Here is a 20298-nt window from a genome sequence, read left to right as displayed (position 1 = left end):
TCCTAGGGCCTTTTTTTATAGCTATTTTTTAGTTTAATTTGCCATATAATAAATTAGTGAAAAAACTAATCCTAACAATATGCTTTGTCTTTACTCTAAATGCTCAAGCTGATAATAATGAATCCTTAATGCTTGATGACCAGTTAAATATTTCACAAAATATTTGGGTTGAAAGTGTTATCACAAAAATAAACACATACTGGCGTTACTCAGGCGCAAGAAGTGATTGGTTTTGTTATGTTTTTATCACTCAAGATAGAAATGGAAACGTCAATACTGTGGATGTAGATAACTGTGGAGATTCGATAATGAATATAGATACCAATCCAAAACTAAACTCATTTAAAAACTCAATTGAAAAAGCTATTTATAACGCGTCTCCACTTCCTTTAGCACTTTCTGAGGATGCATTTAGTGAACAAATCATATTTGAATTTAGAGTTGATGCTGTTGAAATAATGTAATAAAGTTAATTAAGATTGACTAAAAAAAATAAAGTTCATAGTGATATACTAATCTGTTTATCGTGACTATTTAAAGTTAAAGTATATGAATGAACAATTCAGAGTTGCCCATAAATTAGGCCTCATGTTTCGACCTGAAACTCCTCTTCCTGATGATGTTAAAAATTGGGCAATCTCTCAGCTAAAGGCCAAATCTCCTGCGCTCGGTATAAGTCAAATAGGCACTAAAGTGAAGCCATGGCCTAAATCTCTTCAGCCCGACTTAATGGCTCGAGATACTATGTTTGCTAACTGGTTCCAAAGACGAAGACTAGGTGATGCCTCAAATGCCTCTAATGCTGAGAGGCAGGCAAATACAAAAGAGAATTTAATGAAAGAAAAGGATGAACTAAAGTTTTCTCATAGAAATGTCTACGGTAAAGACCAGGTCAGACTTCGATTCGCTAGCTTTTGGGCAAACCACTTTACAACTGGCGATATTCACGACAACACAAATCATATTGGTCACGCTTTAGATGAAGCAATATTAGCCAACCTTAATGGTGATTTCTCTCATATGCTATACAAGGTGACGTCTCATCCAGCCATGCTAATATACTTAGATAATATCTTTAGTGCTGGACCAAACTCAAATGAAGTCAAGTGGGCAAAACAGAATGGAGAGCAAGCCGGTCTTAACGATAATTTAGGAAGAGAGCTGTTAGAGCTGCATACAGTATCACCATCTGCAAAATACAGTGAGGAGGACATCAGGAGTGCGGCTAAAGTTTTAGCTGGCTGGGGAGTGTTTCCAGGCATGCTGTGGGGTAACAATAAAATCACTGTCAAACAAAAACATGCAAAGCTCATTCAAATGGCTGGAACGACAAACACTTGGGATTTCTTTAAAAGAGATGCTGCAGAGCCAGGCACTAAAACCGTTATGGGTAAAGTAATTCCCGAAGGTAAAGGCGGTCTGAGGCAATTAACTGATTTTTTGGCGGCTCATGAGCATACAGTCATCCACATCTCATTTAAATTAACACAGCACTTTGTAAGTGACAACCCGAGTCAATCAGACATTGACTATATTGCAAATACTTGGAGGAAAAGTAACGGCAACCTAGATCAGATTCACAGCGCAGTAATAGAGCGTGCAGTTGCGTCAAAAGAACCAAAGTTTCAGTGGCCCATGACGTGGTTATTTCAAGTCATTAGATTAAGTGATGCCTCCTTTTTTAAGGGCTGGGATCAAATAGACGTTTACGATAAGAAGCTAATGGACACCCGAGAAATTTATGAAGAGCTTGGACAAAGTTTTTGGCACACAAGACAGCCCAATGGCTATCCGAGTTCTAAAAGCGAGTGGCTCTCTGGTGAAATGTTTGAGCGTCGTATTAGATTTGCTGATGCGATTTATACTGCTGGAAAGCCAGCTTTCAGCCCGCAACAAATTATGAGTAGAATCGGTGCCAATAAAGCGACTCAAGATCTTGTTAATAGCGTTGCTGGAAGAAAAGAGCAATTTATTGCTTTAATGTGCAGTCCTGAACTGATGGGGTTAGAAAATGCCTAAACTTAATTTGACACGTAGAGAGTTTTTAAAAGCATCAGGTGCTTCATTATTTTTAGCTGGCCTTCCACTTCCCGGCTTTACTAAAGACAAACCACCAGGCACTATCTCGGTTATCTTACTTGAAGGTGGTATGGACGGTCTTACCGCAGTTCCTCCATTTGGTGATTCAAATTTATTGAAGATGAGAAAAGGCCTTACCCCTGAAAACTACCTTAAGCTTAACTCTTTTTTTGGGCTTCATCCGTCTTTTAAGTACTTTGCTGGACTCATGGCTAAAAATAATGCCTCGATTGTTCATGCAACTAACTTTCCATACACAAAAAGATCCCACTTCGAAGGTCAAAATTTAATGCAAGGTGGTGGATTAAATCCCTTCTCTGAAACTTCGGGTTGGCTTGGAAGAGCGCTCGACCTTGCCAGGACTCCTGGAAGATCAATGTCACTTGATATGCCTCTAGTTCTAAGAGGAATGAGCGATAACGATAATTTTTACCCTGCAAACATAAGAAGCTCTAGCAATTTGATGACTAAGCTAATTGACTCCATTTCAATGTCTTATGGAAAAGAAGGATCTGAAGTCTTTAAAAAGGTGAGTAAGAAAAGCACTCAAAAAGACTCAATAGTGCCAAGAAACCCCGCGAGCCTTGCGAAATTTGCAGGCAAAGCAATGGCCCAGGAAGGTGGTCCCTTGTCTTCGGTAATTAAAGTTGACCAGTTTGATACGCATGCCTCTCAAGGCTCTGATGAACATGGTCGTCATGGCAAACAGCTAACTTTGATCGATGACATTATTGCTGGCTATAAAGAAGGGTTAGGAGATGCTTGGGATCGAAGTATCATCCTTACTTTAACTGAGTTTGGCAGGACGGTTTTTGAAAATGGTACAAGGGGCACTGATCATGGCTATGGATCTGTTGGGCTTTTAGCTGGTGGCGCTATAACAAAGAGTAGAGTGATTTCAGATTGGCCAGGGCTTTCAAAAAAAGAACAATTTGAACAAAGGGACCTGATGTCAACAATCGATTATCGATCCGTTTGTGCAGCATGTATTGAAAATGCACTCGGCCTTGATCATGACCTCATTGCTGACAAGGTTTTCTTTACCCCTAAACTGCCTCGTGTTTACAATAATATTTTTTCTTGAGCCTAATCTAAATTAAGGAGACAATATCTTTGACTTGAAATACCCTATAAAGCTCAAGAGGATAATTCTAACTCTATTTCTTTGCATAGGCCTCTTTGAAGTCTCTATAGCAGGATCATGCCCTGATGGAAGTGATCCAATCAAAAGTGTTTCTGAAGATGGGACTTATTTTGTTTTTAACTGTGGAGCTGCCAAAAATTCTGCTTCTCAAACTAATGATAAAACAACACCTACTAAAAAAAGAACTTTTGCCAAAAGTCCAGAAATCAAATCTCATTCTGCTGATTTAGATGTTAAAAACCATGAAGTTGTCTTCTCTCCAGTTGTTTTGAATGAGTTATTAAACAGGGTTGTCTCAAAACTCGACTACGACTTTAGCAAACATAAACTGGCTCGTAATGTTAAAGATTTAAGTTGTGCATTCAATATAGAGCGAGTTTTTTATGGCAATTCAGAATTAGGAGAGCTCGAAGGATGGAATCTAGCTGAAGGTGCTATCACTATTAAGAATGCTAATGTGGAATTTTCTAATCGCTCCTCCTGGAATATGGAGGGACTATCTACTGACACTAAGTACTTGAGAGATGAAGTCAACATTAAACTTACAGAGGATGGCCACTTTGTCGGCAGGATGGCATATTTTGGTCGTCTAATAAAAGAAGGCGAAGTCCCAGTAGAGCCTCTTTATGTGACCTTAACAAAACACAAAAGATCTAAACCAATAAATCTTAAAAATTTAAGAAATTCTGCAGAGCTATGGATAGACGTCGAAGATTGGCAAGGTGGCGCTATGTTTGTAAGTAATTGTATATAGTGAAACAATAACTAGCATAGCTGTTCATTAATGTTTATATTTGACCAGATGGCACAATAAATATTTCTGGGAACCTGGACTTAGATTACTCTGGAACAGAAAGAATTAGTATCAAGAGCGACACTCAAGGTGGTGAAATTTTAGGGTTTTACGATCCAGGATGGCGCCTAAAGGTTGTGTTAAAAAGAAAATAAGTGCTTAAATTATTTTTATTTTGGTGCGATTGACTCAATCATAAGCTGAAGGGATTCGTTGCCTCTAAATGAATTCACATTTAACTTATAAGCTGCCTTTACTTGTTTTGTTTCAAGCTTACCTTGAAAAAAAGCAATACCCTCAAAAATCGAACTAGCGCCATTAAGTTTTAGGGTGCACTTGAGATGTTTTTCACCGACAATCTTTTGCTCGACAAGCTCAAAATCACCATAAAAAATAGGCTCCTCAAAGCCTTGACCCCACGGAGAAGCGCTTCGAAGAAGCTCTGCGTTCTTAAGCGTTATCTCAGAAGCCTCAAGTTCCCCATCAGTCATCAGCTCGATAATTGGCTTCTTGCCCTCGAGATGCTTTTTAATTGCCTCTGAAAAGGCCTCACTAAAGCTTTCAAAGTTCTCTGGCGAAAGCGCCAAGCCGGCGGCCATCGCGTGCCCCCCAAACTTATCAATCAGCCCTAGATTATCACGATCAACCAGGTCCAGTAAATCTTTAATGTGTACGTCAGGTATTGAGCGTATTGAGCCCTTTAGTACGCTGCCTGATTTTGCAAATACGGCGCACGGGCACTGATACGTTTCTTTGAGCTTCCCTGCAACGATGCCGACAATGCCCTCATGCCATGTCTCGTCATAAAGAACGATTGCAAACTGGCTGTCATCAATTGTCTGGCCTTCAACTATTGCTAGCGCCTCATCCTGCATTCGGGTCTGCTCCTCACGCCTTTTAATATTAAACTCCTCGAGCGTTTGAGCGTACCTTCTGGCATCATTCATATCCTCCGATAAGAGGCATCTGATTCCCTGTGATATATCACTTAAGCGCCCTGCTGCATTAATGCGAGGAGCAACCGTAAATCCGAGGTCGGATGCTTGCAGCGTTTCAATAGGACGCTTGGTCAGCTCAAGTATCGCTAGAATTCCTTTTGAGCAGAGTTTTTGGCGAATGCGCTTAATTCCCTCGTTAACTAGAATTCGATTGTTTTGATCCAGTTTTACAACGTCTGCAACGGTTCCAAGAGCAACAAGATCAAGAAGTTCACGAAGGTCTGGAATTTGGATGTTGTGCGCTTCAAAATAACCCTTACCAACCAGGTGAGTCTTTAGCGCTGAAAACAAATAAAAACAAACGCCAACACCTGCTAAGTTTTTAGAAGGGAAGTCGCAGCCCCTTAAATTTGGGTTAATGATTGAGTTGGCCTCAGGAAGAACTTTAGGTGGAAGGTGGTGATCGGTAATGATGACATCAATGTCAAATGACCTTGCAAGCGCCGCGCCTTCATTACTGGATATGCCGTTGTCAACAGTAATAATTAGATTTGGGTCTTTGTCAGTCTTTGCCTCCTGAACAATCTCTGGGCTTAAACCGTATCCATGCTTAAAGCGGTTCGGAACTAAAAAGTCAATATGTTTTGCTCCCATTAAGCGCAGAGCCTTAATTGCAACGGCGCTTGCTGTCGCGCCGTCGGCGTCAAAATCTCCAACGATGAGAATACGGCGGTCTTCAAGAATGCATTTCTCAAGAAGGTCGAGCGCAATGTTTAACTGATCAAAGCTCGGCTTAAGGAGTCCTGGAAGCGCCATTGAAAGCTGTGACTCAGAGACAGACCTAGCTGCATAGACCCTCTTAAGAATTAGAGGTATGTCGTCAGAGTACGACTCAAACAGTTCGTTATCAAGCTCTCTAGTCAGCACTTCTTACAAGTCTTACAAAAGTATCGATCGTTTTATCTCGAGCTGTTGAGCCGCCAAAAAAAAAGGGGATCTCATAAGCAAGCGATGGATTATCTTTTAACGAGGTTGAGGTCCAGTAAGTATCCACCTGAGTGTTTGGGAAAAAATCAGTATTTATGAGCGCATCGCTATCGCCATAATAATCAACGATCGAGTTTAATTCACTTCTGGTTGGTAGGCGCCAATCAGTATAGCTGCAAAGCTCGCGCTTATTAATATCCTCGATAAAAGATTTTGTATTGCAGTTTTTACCCCAATAACAATTCTTAGTATAGGTCCCACTATCTCTTCCGCTCTGTCCATCAAACCAGGTGTAGGTATTAAGTGCGTATTGTAATCCCTCGTCTGCACTTTTAACTTCCCAGACTAGGGAATTCTTTTTATCAAGGACGCACGACCACTCTGAGCTGTCAGACTTTAAGGTTTCACCTTCATCAGACATCTTCATGAGCTCTGCACTTACAGAAATGCTGGTGAGCAAAAGTAATGAAAGTAGAAGGCTTCTTTTCATGAAAAAGTAGTTTGTATAAAACGTAAGTTAATATTCTACCAGTTAAGATCATTATCCAAAGATAATCCCCCTAAGCAGTTGATTTCCTCTCAAACAAAAGAAGTATAACGCCCAGGAAAATAAAGCTATCCGCTAGATTAAAGACTGGCCAGTAATAGCCATTAACGTGCACATCAATAAAGTCAACAACAAAACCGAACTGGGCTCTGTCGATTAGGTTTCCAACGGCGCCAGATAGCAAAAGGAACTGACCAAATAATTTTTGCAGGTGAAGAGATGAGGTTCTTTGAATCCAAAAAATAACCCAAATGGAAACTAAAACAGATACAGATAGTAGAAAGGTTTTTTGGATAAACCCACCATCAGCCATAATACTGAAAGCGGCGCCTGTATTTTGAAGATACGTCCAGCTAAGATATGAGTTAACGGCAACCGACTGTCCTAAATCATAAGAAGACATGAAAATTTGTTTTGAAACCTGATCAAGCGATACCAATACTAGGAATAAAAGGTAGTAAAGTTTGTGCTTCATTAGTATTAACATAAAAAAAATATAGATTTATTAAAAAGGTTTACTTTAAATCTTGACCAACAATGGTTAAGTAAACATCATCAATGTAATCAATGTGTTTATAATTTATCAGTAATTGTATTATAAATATTGCGGAGATTTTATGGGGTTTTTAACAGGTAAAAAAGCACTAATCATTGGCGTTGCGTCTAATCGCTCAATTGCATGGGGTATTGCTGAATCTATGGCGGCAAATGGCTGCGAAGTTGCCTTTACCTATCAAACTGATAAACTCAAAAGCCGCGTCGAAAAATGCGCTGAGATCTGTAATTCTTCAATTATCATTCCATGCGATGTCTCTAGTGATGAACAAATTAACGAGACCTTTGCTGAACTTAAGAAGTCTTGGGCTAATTTTGACATCATCGTTCACTCAGTTGCGTTTGCAGATAGAGCAGAGCTAGATGGTAATTACGTTGAAGTGACAACGCGTGAAGGTTTCCTTAAAGCTCATGAAATCTCATCATACAGTTTTACGGCTATTGCAAAGGCTGCCCTTCCAATGCTTAATGAAAATGGCGCTTTATTAACTCTTAGTTATTTAGGTGCTCTTAGGGTAATTCCAAACTATAACGTCATGGGCGTAGCAAAGGCGTCACTTGAAGCTAACGTTAGGTACATGGCTGCGGCTTTGGGAGGTGATAAGGGTATTCGGGTTAATGCAGTATCGGCCGGCGCTATAAAAACGCTTGCTGCAAGCGGCATTAAAGGTTTTGGTAAGCTGCTTGATCATGCGGCTGAGAGCTCTGCTCTTAAAAGAAATGTAAGCATTGAAGAGGTTGGGAATGCGGCTGCTTTTTTATGCTCAGATTTAGCCTCTGGCATAACCGGTGAAGTCACCTATGTCGATGCTGGCTATAACTTTTACGAGAAGGGGCCAGACCTTTAAAGTCAGCGTTTTTTTAAAAAGTAGTGCTGAGAAGCAGTTTAAAGACCAAAAAAAGGGTAAAGAGTTTAATAAGACGCCCACTACCCTTTTTAACTAAACGAGGCCTTCCTCAAACTATACTATTTTTTATCTTCTTTCTCTAGGCGTTTAAATTCTACCACAGTCATTACAGCTCCAACTATAGCAAGCGCAAAGCAGAAAAAACCAGTAAAGAATATTAGTGAATCATCCATGATTAGTCCTTCCTAGCTATTATTTTAAAATAAATAGCAAAGGTTAAAATTGATGGAATCCATGTTGCAGTAAACAATGCCTCTTGTTTTGTTTCTACACCTTGAAACCATAGAAAGGCAGTTGTCACAAATGCAACTGCAACTGAAAGTAAAATACATATATCTGACGTTTTCATCATAATAAATTCCTATTTAAAAAATTAATCTTCATTCCAAAAAGCCGCAGAACCTATTAGCAAGAAAATTACTGCTAAAGAGGCATGCGCCCTAATACTTGTTTCCTGTGGTAACTCTATCAATAATGGCACAACATTAAACATACCAAGTATAAGCCAAATTACCGACAATAAGCCTAAGCCAAGCGCCGCTTTTCCAATTTTTCTATTCATAAAATTATTATTTTAACGTTTATATTTTAAAGAAGATCAGAAAATATTTTTATTTCAGCATTCTCTCTTAGTTGCTTAATAAGCGAGACAAATATTTCATTGTTTTCTTGGCTAAGATAGAGCGCTGAAACTCCACTATCTGTAACCTCATCTGGAAGCCTGACACCACTCACATCAATAACTAAAGAAGTTAAGTTATCAACATTTCGAGCGCTATAAGTGTGCTCTGCACCAATAGGCTTAGGTGTTGCAAAAGCGAAACTTGTTACGTCAAAAGGCAGCTCTTTAGCTCTTGAAATCCAGCCCTCATTATTCCATTGTAAATTATTATCAGTAATTAGCTTATTAGTCATCAACTCGTCACCACTCACTAGCGCAGTGGCAATTGCAAGTGATAAATCTTCAATCAATATCTTTGCAGCAATGTTATTTAAAATCGATGCAACCTGATCCCCAACCTCGTCTAATTCTTTTTCGCGCTCAGGCTGCAAAGATGAAAGAGCAAGAACGACAAATTTTTCAGCGCTAAGCTCAATCACTTCTGAGTTTTCACCCTCATCAATAACTGCCTCACTAAACGCAGCAGATACGAAAGCATCATCATACTGCTGACTTCCATTTGCAAAATAGTCACTTGTCTTAAGTTCTAAACCAAACTGATCAGCAACCATGTCAAGAGACTCCTCGTAGGCAAGGCTGGTGAAATCTTCTAATAAATCAAACAACATTTTTTTGCTAACATTGTTCTTGTTAAGGGCAACTAACTGCTCAGTAACATCAGTAAAAGATTGGACTGTTTCAGCCTCAATATCAGTAAGCTTTATAATATGAAAATAGCCATAATCTGTAGCAACCACCTCACTAACATCGCCTATGCTCATAGCGAATGCGGCTTCATCAAACTCAACGCCTATTAGTCCTCTCTCATTAAATCCAAGATCACCGCCCTTCTCCTTAGAAGAGGTGTCTACTGAATTAGCAACTGCAAGTTCATCAAAATTAGCACCCTCATTAATTTGATTAAGTAGCTCATTTGCAAGATCTTCACTCTCCACTAGAATATGTTGGGTGCGCCTTCTTTCTGGATTTGTATAAAGCTCAGCATTATCATCATAAAGAGATTGGAGAGTCTCCTCGTTTGGGGTTGCAGGCTCTTCCATATCAACCAATGAAAGCTCTACAAAATCGACCTTTACTTTTCGGCCTTCTATAAAGCTTGCTCTATTCTCATTAAAATAGTCTGAAATTTCACTTTTTGAGACAGAAACCTGACTCTCAAAATCTGAAGTATTAAGAGCAATATATGAAACCTCTCTCTCCTGAGATGCAAGATCATCAAGCTGCTTAATTTGAGTTATTGACATAAACGCAGAGCCGCTCAGATTACGCTTAATTTGGTCACGCGTTAGTGCCTTTGATTGAGCAATCTCATAGCCGGCCGGTGAATAACTATTCAGCCTTAAAAGCTGACTATAGCGGTCTTCAGAAAACTTACCATCAACAACAAATGCTTGATTCATCTCAATAACAGAGCGAACCTCATCATCTAAAGTAACAATACCTAAAGAATTCGCAAAATTCTCAATGAGCTTTTCGTTAATCATTGAATCAAGAAGTGTCTGCTTGATCGCAGTATCAATCTCTTGCGAGTACGCAGCACCAAGCTGCTGCTGTAAGTTTCTTTGCTGTGTGTTTAATTCTTGATAATAAACGTTTACGTCAATATCTTCGCCATCAACCTTTGCAATCGAAGTATTTGCAGAGCTACTTACATAGTCCTGTATGCCAAATAACGCAAATGGTACTGTTATAAGACCTACTACGAGATACGCGACCCAACCTTTAGATTTGTTTCTTATTGCACTTAACATAATTATTTTATCTACCAATAGTGTTGAGACATAACGCCATCAAACATTTAAACTTAAACTCAAAAATACAAATTGAGTTTCCTTTAAAGAGTTAATAGTTAACCCTTAATTATTAATTTACTAGCTAGGAGGATCTTAAAATTTTACCCATCTCACTAAACTCGTTCAGATGCATTATACAAGGCTAGACTCTTTATCTATAAAAGTTTTTAATCCTTTATTTATTTCAGTATTTTTGAGCCAAAGTATCCAAAAGATCATTAATATCTTTCAGCTCAGAATTCCACGCAGTTACAAACCGAACCGCTTTACCATCAAGCTCTTCTTCATTAATGTCGTAACCAGCACTATTTAAATAATCTATAACATCACGCGGAAGAAGAACAAAAACCTCATTGGACTGTGTTGGATATGCCAGCTTAATATTTGCAAATGAATCCAAACCCTCACTCAGAATTTTTGCCATTGCGTTCGCATGGCGCGCATTTCTAAGCCATACATCATCCGTTAAGTAAGCCTCGAGCTGTGATGAGATAAAACGCATCTTTGAAAGCAGCTGTCCTGATCTTTTATGAAGAAATGGAAAATTACCAACCATCTCAGGTTTAAAAAATACAACCGCTTCAGCAGCGAGGCAGCCATTTTTTGTACCACCTAATGTAAGAACATCCACTCCAGATTTCCAGGTCATCTCTGCAGGGCTCAAGTCAAGAGAGACGAGAGCATTTGCAAATCGAGCGCCGTCCATATGAACGCTCATTTTATTGTCATGGGCTATTTGAGAAATAGCTTTTATTTCATCCAGCTGATATACAGTGCCAGTTTCACAGGACATGGTAACGCTAACCACTGATGGCTGAGTAACATGGACATTACCAGACCCTCTTATCGTTTCAGCGAGATCACCCGCATCAATTCTTCCATTGCTACTGCGCATAGGAATTAACTTAGCACCGCCCGTAAAAAGTTCAGGAGCGCCGCACTCATCCGTATTAATATGAGATAACTCATGGCAATAAATTTTTCCAAAGACTGGCGCAAGAGCAGAAAGCGCCAAAGCATTTGAAGCAGTCCCAGTAACCGCAAGAAAAACTTCTACCTCAGTTTCAAAAATCTCAGATAATTTATTTTTTAATGCTAGAGACCACTCATCATCACCATAAGATCCTGCTATTCCTGAATTAGCAGCTATGACGGCGTCCATGACCTCAGGGCAAGCACTAGTTACGTTATCGGATGCAAATAATGCATTCATTCAAAACTCCTTAAAGTGTAATTCATAAAAATGTTTTTTATTACTTGAGATCAATAAGTCCTAGACAGGTACTGCGACGATACCAAGAAAGTCTCCATTAACAACATGTCCTGGAAAATGACGACCTGTATAGATGCCATCAATTCCAGCAAAATACTCAACAGGCTCTGTTCCTGTTCGCTCTATATTGTGGACCTTAGCAACAAGCTGGCCTTTCTTTACTTTATCACCAAGGTCAACGCAATGCTCGACCAGTCCCGTTGTTTCACTAAAAACATAACAGCGCTCATCAGGCATATCTAGATTCAGCGTTTCATTGACTTCCATCTCGCCTTTGGTAATGCCGGCATGACGAAGAATATTTCGAATTCCTTTTTTAGCAATACCGACAGTATAGGCGGACGACGTTCCGCCTCCAGCCAGCTCGGTACTAATAAAAACTTTGCCCATATTTTCAGCTGCAGTGTCGTACATATTAACCGCATCAATCTCTAAAAGCATTACGGAGTGTGGCGCATTAAAAGCCTTCATAGCTGCGATGCATTTAGCCTGCTGCTCTTTGTCCTCCAATACATGAGCACAACAAAAAGGCAAAAAATCAAGCGTCTTTCCGCCAGAATGAAAATCTAGGACAAAATCAGCAAGTGGAAGAAGGGTGCGATTAAAGTAGTCTGCAATTTTCTCAGTAAAAGTGCCCTCAGGATCTCCAGGAAAAACTCGGTTCATATTGCCGCCATCAATTGGGGATGTCCTCTTGCCTGCTTGAAAAGCAGGATAGTTCATTCCAGGAACAATAATGACGCGCCCAGAAATATCTTCAGCTTTGATTTGACTCGCCAAATCAAACAGAGCTATCGGCCCTTCGTATTCATCGCCATGATTGGCACCAGTAAAAAGAATGGTTGGACCCTGGCCATTTTTTGCAACCGTTATAGGTATTACAATTGACCCCCAAGCAGAATCATCATGAGAATGCGGAAGCTTTAGAAAGCCATGCTGAACACCATCTTTTTCAAAGTCAACGGTTGAACTTATTGGACTATCTTTCATGTCTAATTAAGATGTAAAAATAATATAGCGTCATTGTACTAGAGCGCTTTAATATTATCAATCTTGCGTGATGGTTAGCCAGTGGACAGAAAAAATCCACTGGCAAGTTTTTAAAACTCTCCTACTTAGTTACAAACTCTGGGTAAGCCTCTAAGCCGCACTCAGAAATATCAGCTCCCTCCTCTTCATCTTCCTTACTAATACGAATTCCCATAATAGACTTAAGAACATACCAAAGAACTCCAGAGGAGATAAATACCCAAACAAAAATAGTACCAGCACCAACTAACTGTCCAGTAAATGTAACGTCACTATTTGTTAGTGGTACAGCCAAAAGACCCCATAAACCAACAACTCCATGGACCGATATTGCGCCAACTGGATCATCAATTCTCAGCTTGCGATCTAACCAAACTATTGAAAGAACTACTAGAATTCCACCAACAGCACCAATTAGAGTTGCAACTAATACACTTGGCGTATCTGGACCAGCAGTAATTGCAACAAGCCCTGCTAATGCGCCATTTAACGTCATAGTTAAGTCTGCCTTACCAAACCAAAATTTCGCAAAAAGAAGCGCTGCAATTACGCCGCCAGCTGCTGCTGCATTGGTATTAACAAATACCATTGCAACTGCATCTGCACTCTCTTTACTAGCCATTGCTAATACCGAGCCACCATTAAAGCCAAACCAACCCATCCATAAAATAAATGTTCCAAGAGTTGCTAAAGGTAGATTTGCACCTAAAATTGGCATTGATTTTCCGTCTTTGTCATACTTACCTTTTCTCGCCCCAAGCAATAGAACGCCTGCAAGTGCTGCTGAAGCGCCTGCCATATGCACAATTCCTGAGCCAGCAAAGTCATAAAATCCAAAGTCACTTAATGAATATAGACCGAAAACGCTTGCTCCACCCCATGTCCATGAACCTTCTAATGGATAGATGACTGTTGTAAAAATTACTGCAAAAGCAAAGAAAGTAAACAGCTTCATTCTCTCTGCCACTGCTCCAGAAACGATTGACATTGAGGTTGCAACAAACACTACTTGAAAGTAAAAATCTGCTGCGTTTGAGTAGGACTCACCTTGCCCGCTAATCCCTGATAAGAATGCATCACCGCCATACATTACGTCATAGCCATAAACCATGTACATCGTACATGCAATAGCAAATAAACCAATATTCTTAGTTAAGATCTCTGCTGTATTTTTACTCCTAACCAGGCCAGCCTCAAGCATTGAGAAACCCGCAGCCATCCACATGACTAGAGCACCCATTACTAAAAAGTAAAAAGTATCCATAGCATATTGTAATTCTAATATTTGATTTTCCATAGCTACCTCCCCCTATACCGCTTCAGGACCAGTTTCGCCCGTACGGATACGGATGACCTGCTCTAGACTTGATACAAAAATTTTACCGTCACCAATCTTCCCACCATTGATCTTGCATGCTTTAATGATGGTCTCAATGACCTGCTCGAGCTGCTCATCAGTGATAGCAATCTCTAGTTTTACTTTGGGTAAAAATTCAACCACAAACTCTGCTCCTCGATAGAGCTCAGTGTGTCCTTTTTGTCTACCAAAACCTTTAACTTCAGTTGCAGTAATTCCAGTTACTTCTATCTCAGAAAGAGCTTCTCTTACGTCACTTAATCGCTTTGGCTGAATAATCGCTGTTACCATTTTCATATTAATACTCCATATAATAAAATCAAAAAAGCCCACTTCCTTAAAAAAAGAAAGTGGGCTTCTATACCAGTTCAACTCAACTTTAAGCTGACGAAAAAAAACGCTTACTTAGGAATAAACCCAAATAAACGTCATTGTTCTTGCTTAACAACCAGCATTGGATGTTAACTACTGACTATTTTAACAGTTTCATTACGTGATATTCTTTTATATTTCAAAACCTGGAAAGCAATTTATTGTGTTGTTGCTTTTCTACTAACCTTTTGTTCTCGATGAAAAGTATAAATGCCTGTACTGACTATAATAAGGGTTCCAACTAAAGTCGGTTGGTCAGGCCAATCGCCAAACATCAAAATACCCAGCCCAATCGCTCCAATCATAGAGGTATACCGAAAAGGAGAAACGAAGCCAATGTCGCCAATTCGCATAGCCATGACACTCAATAAAGTAGCGATCAAAATGGCAATAGCCGCACCAAGAATGAGCAACCATGACACTGCGCTAACAGTATCCCACTCTGAACCAATCATCATAATTCCAGCAAACAAGGTACTGCCAACAGCCGTTGATAGAACCACGGTGATGGTCGGGACTTCGCTTTTTAGTTTACGGGTGGAAATTTCTCTTACAGTAAGAAAAATAATCGCCATAAAAGCTGAAAGCGAATAAATATTAAAACCTTCCAGACCGGGCCGGACAACAATTAGAACACCAACAAAGCCAACAAGTATGGCACTCCAGCGTCGCCACCCAACAGGTTCTGCAAGGAAAAGTGCGGCAGCCATTGTTATAGCAAGCGGTAAAGCCTGTAAAATTGCAGTGACATTGGCTAACGGCATATGCTTGAGGGCTGTCAGGAAAGTGATTGTTATAAAAATCTCAGCACCCACACGCACCAATATGAGACGCTTATCCTGTTTTGAAAGATTGCGTATCGCCACTTTGGTGATCCACACCATAATCAAAATTGGTGGAACAGTAATTATACTTCGTAGAAATACTGCCTGAAATAAAGCAATCTCAGAAAATAGAAGTTTCATAAAAGCATCATTGATAACATATGCAGATACACAGGCCGTCATCAGAGCGGCACCTTTCATATTGCTGTTAAGGCGCATCAATAACTCCAAATTCTAGCAAACTATCCCCAAGTCTTATATCTACAACTTGGAAATTTGCAAAATGGTCTGCAAAAACTGCAGGAGAATTAAGAAAGAATAGTGAGAGTAGAAGTAGGAGTGTTTTTTTCATAATTTATTGAAATAATTGATTTAATGAGAGCTAATTATTTCAATAAATTTTGATCAAGTTCTTTTAAGTATTTTAAAAATACGCGGAGTTTTTCAGGCATCCACTCTCTACTTGCGTAGACCGCATAAACCGAGACTGGCTCAATTTTCCAGTCTGAAAAAATCTCCACAAGTTCTTTATTTTTTACTGCGTTAGATGCGCTATTTTTTGGTAAAAAACAAACACCAATACCGGCAATAGCAGCCTCCTTAATAACCTGTCCATCGTTTACTATAAACCGATTATTTTTATTGGGAATTGTGTGTGAAATACCATTCTTTGAAACTGTTATTTTAGGTCTTCCAGGCACATTAAGATCAAGCATATTTGCGTGATCAATTTGATCGAAATTATGAATTATTCCATTCTCTTTTATAAAGGATGGGGAGCAATAAAGTCCAATATCTCCAGTAAAAATTTTTATTGCAATTAAAGATGAGTCTTGTAAAGGTCCAATTGCCAATCTCAATGCTACATCAATGTTATCTTTATAAAAGTCAGTGGTTCGATTTTCAATAACCAATTCAACACTAATCTTTGGGTGCGTATCCATAAATGGTTTTATTGCTGACTCGATTAATGTTTGAGAAAAAGTATTTGTAGCTGAAATTCGAAGAGCGCCTGACACCTCAACCCCCAAAGACGATGAAAATCTATCAGCCTCCTCTGCTATTTCAACTACCTGCTTACAATATTCATAGTATTTTGCACCAGACTCAGTCAGTGTAATCGTTCGAGTACTTCTATTTAATAACCGAACACCCAGATGGCTTTCTAACTGTGAGAGTTTTGTGCTGATAGTGGATTTATCCATACCTAGATGATGCGCAGCTTTAGTGAAGCTTTTATGCTCCACTATTCTTGCAAAAATTAGTAGTTTATTTAAATCCATAGCCCATTTTATTGTTTACATATAAAAACATTGTTTTAATATTTTACTATATTGTTTATTTATTAGAAACAATAAATAATAAGTAGTTAAAGAATTGACACGATTAGATACTATTTATGCGCGCAGGCATCTTCTTTAGTTAGTCCGCCAGAACTGATAATCACAATCTGGTTTTTATAACATTAAAGGAAAAAATGATGGATAACGTTAAAAAAGAAAATGGTACGTGTGGATGCGGTAGATCACCAACTGGAGATTGTATTGGTTGGCATGAGCTAACGCCAGAGCAATATGAGGCAAAAACTGATGCTGACAAAGAGGCGATGTTTGGTGACTCAAAGTAAGTAAATATAGCGTAGCCCTCTTTTGAGGGCTATTAATAAAAAATTAGGGGATATATGAAAGTAATATCAAACTTTGAAGTGACTAAGGGTTACGAGATCTGGAAGAAAGCATTCGAATCTAATGAGGCTACGAGACAAAAAAATAACGTTAAAGTTTTAGCCTACGGTCATGAAAAGGGCAACGAAAGTAATGTATATACAGTTGTCGAAATGAATTCAATCGAGGATAAGCAATTAAAAGAGCCTAATATGATTGAAAGTAGAAAGAATGCTGGCGTTAATCACGCTTCGTTAAAAATCACATCACTGGTTGAATAAAGGCACTAATCAAAAATAACACGGCTCTCTTTTTAGAGAGTTTTTTCTATAAATCATAGGAGTAAATTATGAATAAATTAAATAAATATTTAATACCGCTTGTAAAAATTCTTTTGTCGCTGGCCTTTTTAAGTGCAGGCGCGTTTAAACTTATAGGCGATGCGCAAATGGTTGGTATGTATGAGCTTATCGGGTGGGGTCAATGGTTCAGGTATGTAACAGGTTTAATCGAAGTTACTGCAGTTGTATTGATATGGCTACCAAATAAACAAGTTTTTGGAGCGGCACTTCTTGTATGCACCATGATAGGAGGTTTCATTGCTCACATTGCGCTTAGCATGCCTGGAGCATTTGCGCCTGTCGTGCTTGGGGTTTTAGCTACCTATATTCTGTATTTTTATAGAGATCAGTTAAGCGCCTCTATAAAGAGTTAATTTAATTTTTTTATTAACCTTCCTTATTTATTAAGGAAGGTTATTGCTGCCTAAATTAGCACAAACCAAATTATCGTCACTAAAGCCTAGACCCTTTAGATGGGTTATTTATTAGCCCATTCACAAAGATTTGTAAGTACTGGAATACCCGACTTTCCATAAGAGGTTAATGAGTACTCTACTTTTGGAGGGATAACCTCATAAACCTTACGATTAACAAGATTGTCTTCTGCCATCTCCTTCAATTGCTTAGAAAGCATTTGCTGAGTAATACCCCCAATTGATCTTTGAAGTTCACCAAAACGCATTTTTTTTTGTGATAAATGCCATAGAATACAAAGCTTCCATTTGCCACCAATTAATTTGATAGCAACGGTTGTAGGAGATTCATTATTTATATTTTTACTCATATCAGTATGATTTTATATAGTAGTATTAAAAATATGTGTACTTGTATATTTGTAATATACCACTAAAATACCTATCCTACAATTTATTCAACACATAAGGGTATAAAAAATGAAATCACTAATGATGACAAAATATGGCGATGCAGGCACAAGCTTAAAGGTGCAAGAAGTTCCTATTCCTAATTTTGGTAAAAATCAAATACTTATTAAAACTCATTCTGCGAGCTTTAATCCAATTGATTATAAGATTCTTAGAGGTGACTTTAAGGCTATGGGAAAGATACAATTTCCAAAGGGCATTGGAAGAGATGTCAGCGGTATTGTTGAAAAAGTCGGAAAAAATGTAAAAAACTTCAAAGCTGGAGATAAAGTATATTCAAGAATAGCAGAGGACTTTGTTGGAACTATGGCAGAGTATGTGATTTCAAATGACAACGACGCTGCCCTCATTCCTTCAAATCTTAGCTTTGATGAATCCGCTAGTATACCTTTGGCTGGTCTTACCTCATACCAGGCGCTTGTAGATGTGGTAAAACTATCCTCTGGAGAAAATATTTTAATACACGCTGGATCTGGAGGAGTTGGTACTATTGCCATTCAACTTGCAAAACATCTAGGGGCAAATGTGACCTCTACCACAAGCACTAAAAATGTTAAATTGGTGAAGGATTTAGGCGCAGATAAAGTTATCGATTACACCAAACACAGCTACCTTGATGAAAGTGCTAAGTTTGATGTTGTGTTTGATACTTTAGGAGGCGAACACACACTTAATGCATTTAAAGTTTTAAAAGATGGTGGTCGAGTAGTATCTATATCAGGAGCTCTTGATAGCATTACTGCAAAACAGTTTGGCCTAAATAAGTTTGTACGTTTAATTTTAGCTTTCCAAGCTAGAAAAGTCACCAAAACGGCTGCAAAAATGAACGCAATGTATCGGTTTCTATTCATGTCATCAAGTGGCGCTCAGCTGAAAAAGATAGCAAAATTATATGAGTCTGGCTCAATCAAGCCAGTGATAGACAAAACGTATGATTTTAAGAGTAGTATCCAAGCGCTTGAGTATCTATCGACAGGCCGCGCCAAAGGAAAAGTTATTGTGAAGATAGTAAAATAAACTTGAGCCCAGTTAAAATCAAATTTCCCTCTAACTTATGGCTAGGGGGAAATTTGTTAACGCTAGAAATAATAATTAGCTATGCCGTATGTATAAAGCCCAGAAAAGATTATATTAATCCATTTCAGTTGTTTTTCAGTATGAAGCCAGGCGCAGTAAACCCAAATTAAGCAAAAAGGAAGTCCAATAAACATTGTGTAAGGATACAAGTCATTGATAATTGCAATTGTACTGAGGATGCCTAGGAATAATGCTAGCCACTTCAACTGTTGTTCATATTTAGCAAATCGCAGCACTCAAGTCTTTCCTAGAAAAAATAGGATTATATGCCAACTTGAACCAAATTTAAAATTTAGTTAAATTTTTGAGAAATAAGTTATTGTTGATTACTCAGATTAATGGCCTCTACTAGTGTCTAAAAATTAAAAATTTGAAATTGTTATAGTGTATATTTGTCTTAAATCAGATTGAGCGCTGACATTAACTATTCTCGTTAATAGGTAAGAATATGAACAAAATAATTAATCCAAAGAATCACAAAAATCTATATTTTGCTATAGGATTTACTTTAGTATTTATCTTGTACATATCATTTGTTTGGGTGCCTCTAAGTAGCTGCTTCAGCATAGATATTGGGATAAAATCACTTGGTCTTGCTAATTATAATATAGAGATGGTTCAAGGTTTTTTTCAGGCAAGGGACCAGGCTCAACTTTTTTGCTATAGCCAATTCCTTAAGTTTTGGGACGTAATTTTTGCCGTTGTTAGTACTGCGATGTTTGGCTCTTGGATTGTGTATTTCTTTAAAAGCAAGCGTCTATTATTAGTAGCTCCTACTGTCCTTGGTATGATCGCCGATTGGTCTGAGAATTTTCTTGAATTATTGATGTTAAAAACTTATTCAAATTCAGGCGCAATATCTGAAACACTGGTTTCATTGGGCTCTGGACTTAACATATTTAAATTGACAATGTCAGGCCTGACTTGGTTGATCATCCTTGTTGGAATAATACTTGCCTTAAAAACTTTCCTAACCAAGCCTAAACTAACTTAATAAACCAGTTCAGACAAACGAATGAGAAGCTTACTTTCACTTGATGAATAAGCGATT

At 38.5% G+C, this 20298-nt stretch carries 25 protein-coding genes; 10 read left to right on the top strand and 15 right to left on the bottom strand.

From position 1 onward, the window contains the following. Positions 1 to 56 precede the first annotated feature (56 nt). The 4 genes from ABXT51_RS03325 to ABXT51_RS03310 all read left to right on the top strand — a co-directional run bounded on the left by ABXT51_RS03325 (position 57) and on the right by ABXT51_RS03310 (position 3977). Positions 57 to 464 (top strand): hypothetical protein, encoded by a 408-nt coding sequence (locus ABXT51_RS03325; protein ID WP_416696121.1) that lies wholly within the window; start codon positions 57 to 59, stop codon positions 462 to 464. Between the two features lie 85 nt (positions 465 to 549). Beyond that, positions 550 to 2019, top strand: a complete 1470-nt coding sequence (locus ABXT51_RS03320) for a DUF1800 family protein (protein ID WP_416696120.1) — start codon at positions 550 to 552, stop codon at positions 2017 to 2019. Next, a complete protein-coding gene (locus tag ABXT51_RS03315; protein WP_416696119.1) occupies positions 2012 to 3163 on the top strand; it encodes a DUF1501 domain-containing protein in 1152 nt (383 codons plus the stop codon). The genes ABXT51_RS03320 and ABXT51_RS03315 overlap by 8 nt, the downstream gene beginning before the upstream one ends. Before the next feature lie 34 nt (positions 3164 to 3197). Continuing rightward, positions 3198 to 3977, top strand: coding sequence for a hypothetical protein (locus ABXT51_RS03310; RefSeq protein WP_416696118.1), 780 nt, complete (start codon positions 3198 to 3200; stop codon positions 3975 to 3977). Positions 3978 to 4186: 209 nt separating this feature from the next. Here the strand turns inward: ABXT51_RS03310 and recJ are convergent, their stop codons facing one another. The 3 genes from recJ to lspA all read right to left on the bottom strand — a co-directional run bounded on the left by recJ (position 4187) and on the right by lspA (position 6963). Continuing rightward, on the bottom strand, positions 4187 to 5881 hold the full coding sequence (gene recJ / locus ABXT51_RS03305) for a single-stranded-DNA-specific exonuclease RecJ (RefSeq protein WP_416696117.1): 1695 nt from the start codon (positions 5879 to 5881) through the stop codon (positions 4187 to 4189). Then, positions 5871 to 6431: a DUF1566 domain-containing protein gene (locus tag ABXT51_RS03300; RefSeq protein WP_416696116.1), complete on the bottom strand. Its 561-nt coding sequence runs from the start codon at positions 6429 to 6431 to the stop codon at positions 5871 to 5873. The genes recJ and ABXT51_RS03300 overlap by 11 nt, the downstream gene beginning before the upstream one ends. 70 nt (positions 6432 to 6501) lie before the next feature. Continuing rightward, positions 6502 to 6963, bottom strand: a complete 462-nt coding sequence (gene lspA / locus ABXT51_RS03295; RefSeq protein WP_416696115.1) for a signal peptidase II — start codon at positions 6961 to 6963, stop codon at positions 6502 to 6504. 142 nt (positions 6964 to 7105) lie between these two features. Here lspA and ABXT51_RS03290 point away from each other — a divergent pair, with 142 nt between their 5' ends. Further along, positions 7106 to 7891 carry an enoyl-ACP reductase FabI gene (locus tag ABXT51_RS03290; RefSeq protein WP_416696114.1) on the top strand — a complete coding sequence of 262 codons (786 nt, stop codon included), beginning with the start codon at positions 7106 to 7108 and terminating at the stop codon, positions 7889 to 7891. 235 nt (positions 7892 to 8126) lie between these two features. Here ABXT51_RS03290 and ABXT51_RS03285 read toward each other — a convergent pair whose 3' ends face one another. The 10 genes from ABXT51_RS03285 to ABXT51_RS03240 all read right to left on the bottom strand — a co-directional run bounded on the left by ABXT51_RS03285 (position 8127) and on the right by ABXT51_RS03240 (position 16564). After that, positions 8127 to 8303, bottom strand: a complete 177-nt coding sequence (locus tag ABXT51_RS03285) for a hypothetical protein (RefSeq protein ID WP_416653132.1) — start codon at positions 8301 to 8303, stop codon at positions 8127 to 8129. Positions 8304 to 8324: 21 nt separating this feature from the next. Beyond that, positions 8325 to 8513, bottom strand: coding sequence for a hypothetical protein (locus ABXT51_RS03280; RefSeq protein ID WP_416696113.1), 189 nt, complete (start codon positions 8511 to 8513; stop codon positions 8325 to 8327). Positions 8514 to 8539: 26 nt separating this feature from the next. Beyond that, positions 8540 to 10384 carry a SurA N-terminal domain-containing protein gene (locus tag ABXT51_RS03275; protein WP_416696112.1) on the bottom strand — a complete coding sequence of 615 codons (1845 nt, stop codon included), beginning with the start codon at positions 10382 to 10384 and terminating at the stop codon, positions 8540 to 8542. Positions 10385 to 10610: 226 nt separating this feature from the next. Then, entirely contained in the window at positions 10611 to 11639 is a 1029-nt protein-coding gene (locus ABXT51_RS03270; RefSeq protein WP_416696111.1) for a threonine aldolase family protein, read from the bottom strand. A gap of 60 nt (positions 11640 to 11699) precedes the next feature. Beyond that, complete coding sequence (gene doeB / locus ABXT51_RS03265) at positions 11700 to 12689, bottom strand: N(2)-acetyl-L-2,4-diaminobutanoate deacetylase DoeB (RefSeq protein WP_416696110.1); 990 nt, start codon at positions 12687 to 12689, stop codon at positions 11700 to 11702. Between the two features lie 121 nt (positions 12690 to 12810). Next, positions 12811 to 14025: an ammonium transporter gene (locus tag ABXT51_RS03260; protein ID WP_416696109.1), complete on the bottom strand. Its 1215-nt coding sequence runs from the start codon at positions 14023 to 14025 to the stop codon at positions 12811 to 12813. Positions 14026 to 14037: 12 nt separating this feature from the next. After that, a complete protein-coding gene (locus ABXT51_RS03255; protein WP_416653118.1) occupies positions 14038 to 14382 on the bottom strand; it encodes a P-II family nitrogen regulator in 345 nt (114 codons plus the stop codon). Positions 14383 to 14615: 233 nt separating this feature from the next. Continuing rightward, a complete protein-coding gene (locus tag ABXT51_RS03250; protein WP_416696108.1) occupies positions 14616 to 15482 on the bottom strand; it encodes a DMT family transporter in 867 nt (288 codons plus the stop codon). Positions 15483 to 15489: 7 nt separating this feature from the next. Further along, positions 15490 to 15633: a hypothetical protein gene (locus tag ABXT51_RS03245; RefSeq protein WP_271541217.1), complete on the bottom strand. Its 144-nt coding sequence runs from the start codon at positions 15631 to 15633 to the stop codon at positions 15490 to 15492. A 34-nt stretch (positions 15634 to 15667) separates the two neighbouring features. Next, positions 15668 to 16564, bottom strand: coding sequence for a LysR family transcriptional regulator (locus tag ABXT51_RS03240; protein ID WP_416696107.1), 897 nt, complete (start codon positions 16562 to 16564; stop codon positions 15668 to 15670). Positions 16565 to 16758: 194 nt separating this feature from the next. Between ABXT51_RS03240 and ABXT51_RS03235 the strand changes: the two genes are divergently transcribed. From ABXT51_RS03235 to ABXT51_RS03225, 3 genes are all read left to right on the top strand, one after another. Continuing rightward, positions 16759 to 16908, top strand: coding sequence for a hypothetical protein (locus tag ABXT51_RS03235; protein ID WP_416653570.1), 150 nt, complete (start codon positions 16759 to 16761; stop codon positions 16906 to 16908). 54 nt (positions 16909 to 16962) lie between these two features. Continuing rightward, complete coding sequence (locus ABXT51_RS03230) at positions 16963 to 17226, top strand: hypothetical protein (RefSeq protein ID WP_416653111.1); 264 nt, start codon at positions 16963 to 16965, stop codon at positions 17224 to 17226. A gap of 68 nt (positions 17227 to 17294) precedes the next feature. Further along, positions 17295 to 17660, top strand: a complete 366-nt coding sequence (locus tag ABXT51_RS03225; protein WP_416696106.1) for a DoxX family protein — start codon at positions 17295 to 17297, stop codon at positions 17658 to 17660. A gap of 104 nt (positions 17661 to 17764) precedes the next feature. Here the strand turns inward: ABXT51_RS03225 and ABXT51_RS03220 are convergent, their stop codons facing one another. Next, a complete protein-coding gene (locus ABXT51_RS03220; RefSeq protein ID WP_271541207.1) occupies positions 17765 to 18070 on the bottom strand; it encodes a winged helix-turn-helix transcriptional regulator in 306 nt (101 codons plus the stop codon). A gap of 109 nt (positions 18071 to 18179) precedes the next feature. On the opposite strand from ABXT51_RS03220, the gene ABXT51_RS03215 reads away from it, so the two are divergent. Further along, entirely contained in the window at positions 18180 to 19187 is a 1008-nt protein-coding gene (locus tag ABXT51_RS03215; RefSeq protein ID WP_416696105.1) for an NADP-dependent oxidoreductase, read from the top strand. A gap of 62 nt (positions 19188 to 19249) precedes the next feature. Here ABXT51_RS03215 and ABXT51_RS03210 read toward each other — a convergent pair whose 3' ends face one another. After that, positions 19250 to 19480 carry a peptidase gene (locus ABXT51_RS03210; RefSeq protein WP_416696294.1) on the bottom strand — a complete coding sequence of 77 codons (231 nt, stop codon included), beginning with the start codon at positions 19478 to 19480 and terminating at the stop codon, positions 19250 to 19252. A 215-nt stretch (positions 19481 to 19695) separates the two neighbouring features. Between ABXT51_RS03210 and ABXT51_RS03205 the strand changes: the two genes are divergently transcribed. Next, positions 19696 to 20241 (top strand): hypothetical protein, encoded by a 546-nt coding sequence (locus tag ABXT51_RS03205; RefSeq protein ID WP_416696104.1) that lies wholly within the window; start codon positions 19696 to 19698, stop codon positions 20239 to 20241. Positions 20242 to 20298: the final 57 nt, after the last annotated feature.

This window comes from Candidatus Pseudothioglobus sp. Uisw_050_01, assembly GCF_048085775.1.
Classification (GTDB): Bacteria; Pseudomonadota; Gammaproteobacteria; order PS1; family Pseudothioglobaceae; genus Pseudothioglobus.
Note: the sequence above shows the minus strand (reverse complement) of the source record. Positions and strands in the feature narration are given on the sequence as shown.

Excerpts from the sequence above, each read along its gene's own strand:
- ABXT51_RS03320 (WP_416696120.1), top strand. The coding sequence starts at position 550 with ATGAATGAACAATTCAGAGTTGCCCATAAATTAGGCCTCATGTTTCGA.
- ABXT51_RS03315 (WP_416696119.1), top strand. The coding sequence starts at position 2,012 with ATGCCTAAACTTAATTTGACACGTAGAGAGTTTTTAAAAGCATCAGGT.
- ABXT51_RS03300 (WP_416696116.1), bottom strand. The coding sequence starts at position 6,431 with ATGAAAAGAAGCCTTCTACTTTCATTACTTTTGCTCACCAGCATTTCT.
- lspA (WP_416696115.1), bottom strand. The coding sequence starts at position 6,963 with ATGAAGCACAAACTTTACTACCTTTTATTCCTAGTATTGGTATCGCTT.
- ABXT51_RS03290 (WP_416696114.1), top strand. The coding sequence starts at position 7,106 with ATGGGGTTTTTAACAGGTAAAAAAGCACTAATCATTGGCGTTGCGTCT.
- ABXT51_RS03285 (WP_416653132.1), bottom strand. The coding sequence starts at position 8,303 with ATGATGAAAACGTCAGATATATGTATTTTACTTTCAGTTGCAGTTGCA.
- ABXT51_RS03280 (WP_416696113.1), bottom strand. The coding sequence starts at position 8,513 with ATGAATAGAAAAATTGGAAAAGCGGCGCTTGGCTTAGGCTTATTGTCG.
- ABXT51_RS03275 (WP_416696112.1), bottom strand. The coding sequence starts at position 10,384 with ATGTTAAGTGCAATAAGAAACAAATCTAAAGGTTGGGTCGCGTATCTC.
- ABXT51_RS03270 (WP_416696111.1), bottom strand. The coding sequence starts at position 11,639 with ATGAATGCATTATTTGCATCCGATAACGTAACTAGTGCTTGCCCTGAG.
- doeB (WP_416696110.1), bottom strand. The coding sequence starts at position 12,689 with ATGAAAGATAGTCCAATAAGTTCAACCGTTGACTTTGAAAAAGATGGT.
- ABXT51_RS03260 (WP_416696109.1), bottom strand. The coding sequence starts at position 14,025 with ATGGAAAATCAAATATTAGAATTACAATATGCTATGGATACTTTTTAC.
- ABXT51_RS03255 (WP_416653118.1), bottom strand. The coding sequence starts at position 14,382 with ATGAAAATGGTAACAGCGATTATTCAGCCAAAGCGATTAAGTGACGTA.
- ABXT51_RS03250 (WP_416696108.1), bottom strand. The coding sequence starts at position 15,482 with ATGAAAGGTGCCGCTCTGATGACGGCCTGTGTATCTGCATATGTTATC.
- ABXT51_RS03245 (WP_271541217.1), bottom strand. The coding sequence starts at position 15,633 with ATGAAAAAAACACTCCTACTTCTACTCTCACTATTCTTTCTTAATTCT.
- ABXT51_RS03240 (WP_416696107.1), bottom strand. The coding sequence starts at position 16,564 with ATGGATTTAAATAAACTACTAATTTTTGCAAGAATAGTGGAGCATAAA.
- ABXT51_RS03235 (WP_416653570.1), top strand. The coding sequence starts at position 16,759 with ATGATGGATAACGTTAAAAAAGAAAATGGTACGTGTGGATGCGGTAGA.
- ABXT51_RS03230 (WP_416653111.1), top strand. The coding sequence starts at position 16,963 with ATGAAAGTAATATCAAACTTTGAAGTGACTAAGGGTTACGAGATCTGG.
- ABXT51_RS03225 (WP_416696106.1), top strand. The coding sequence starts at position 17,295 with ATGAATAAATTAAATAAATATTTAATACCGCTTGTAAAAATTCTTTTG.
- ABXT51_RS03220 (WP_271541207.1), bottom strand. The coding sequence starts at position 18,070 with ATGAGTAAAAATATAAATAATGAATCTCCTACAACCGTTGCTATCAAA.
- ABXT51_RS03215 (WP_416696105.1), top strand. The coding sequence starts at position 18,180 with ATGAAATCACTAATGATGACAAAATATGGCGATGCAGGCACAAGCTTA.
- ABXT51_RS03205 (WP_416696104.1), top strand. The coding sequence starts at position 19,696 with ATGAACAAAATAATTAATCCAAAGAATCACAAAAATCTATATTTTGCT.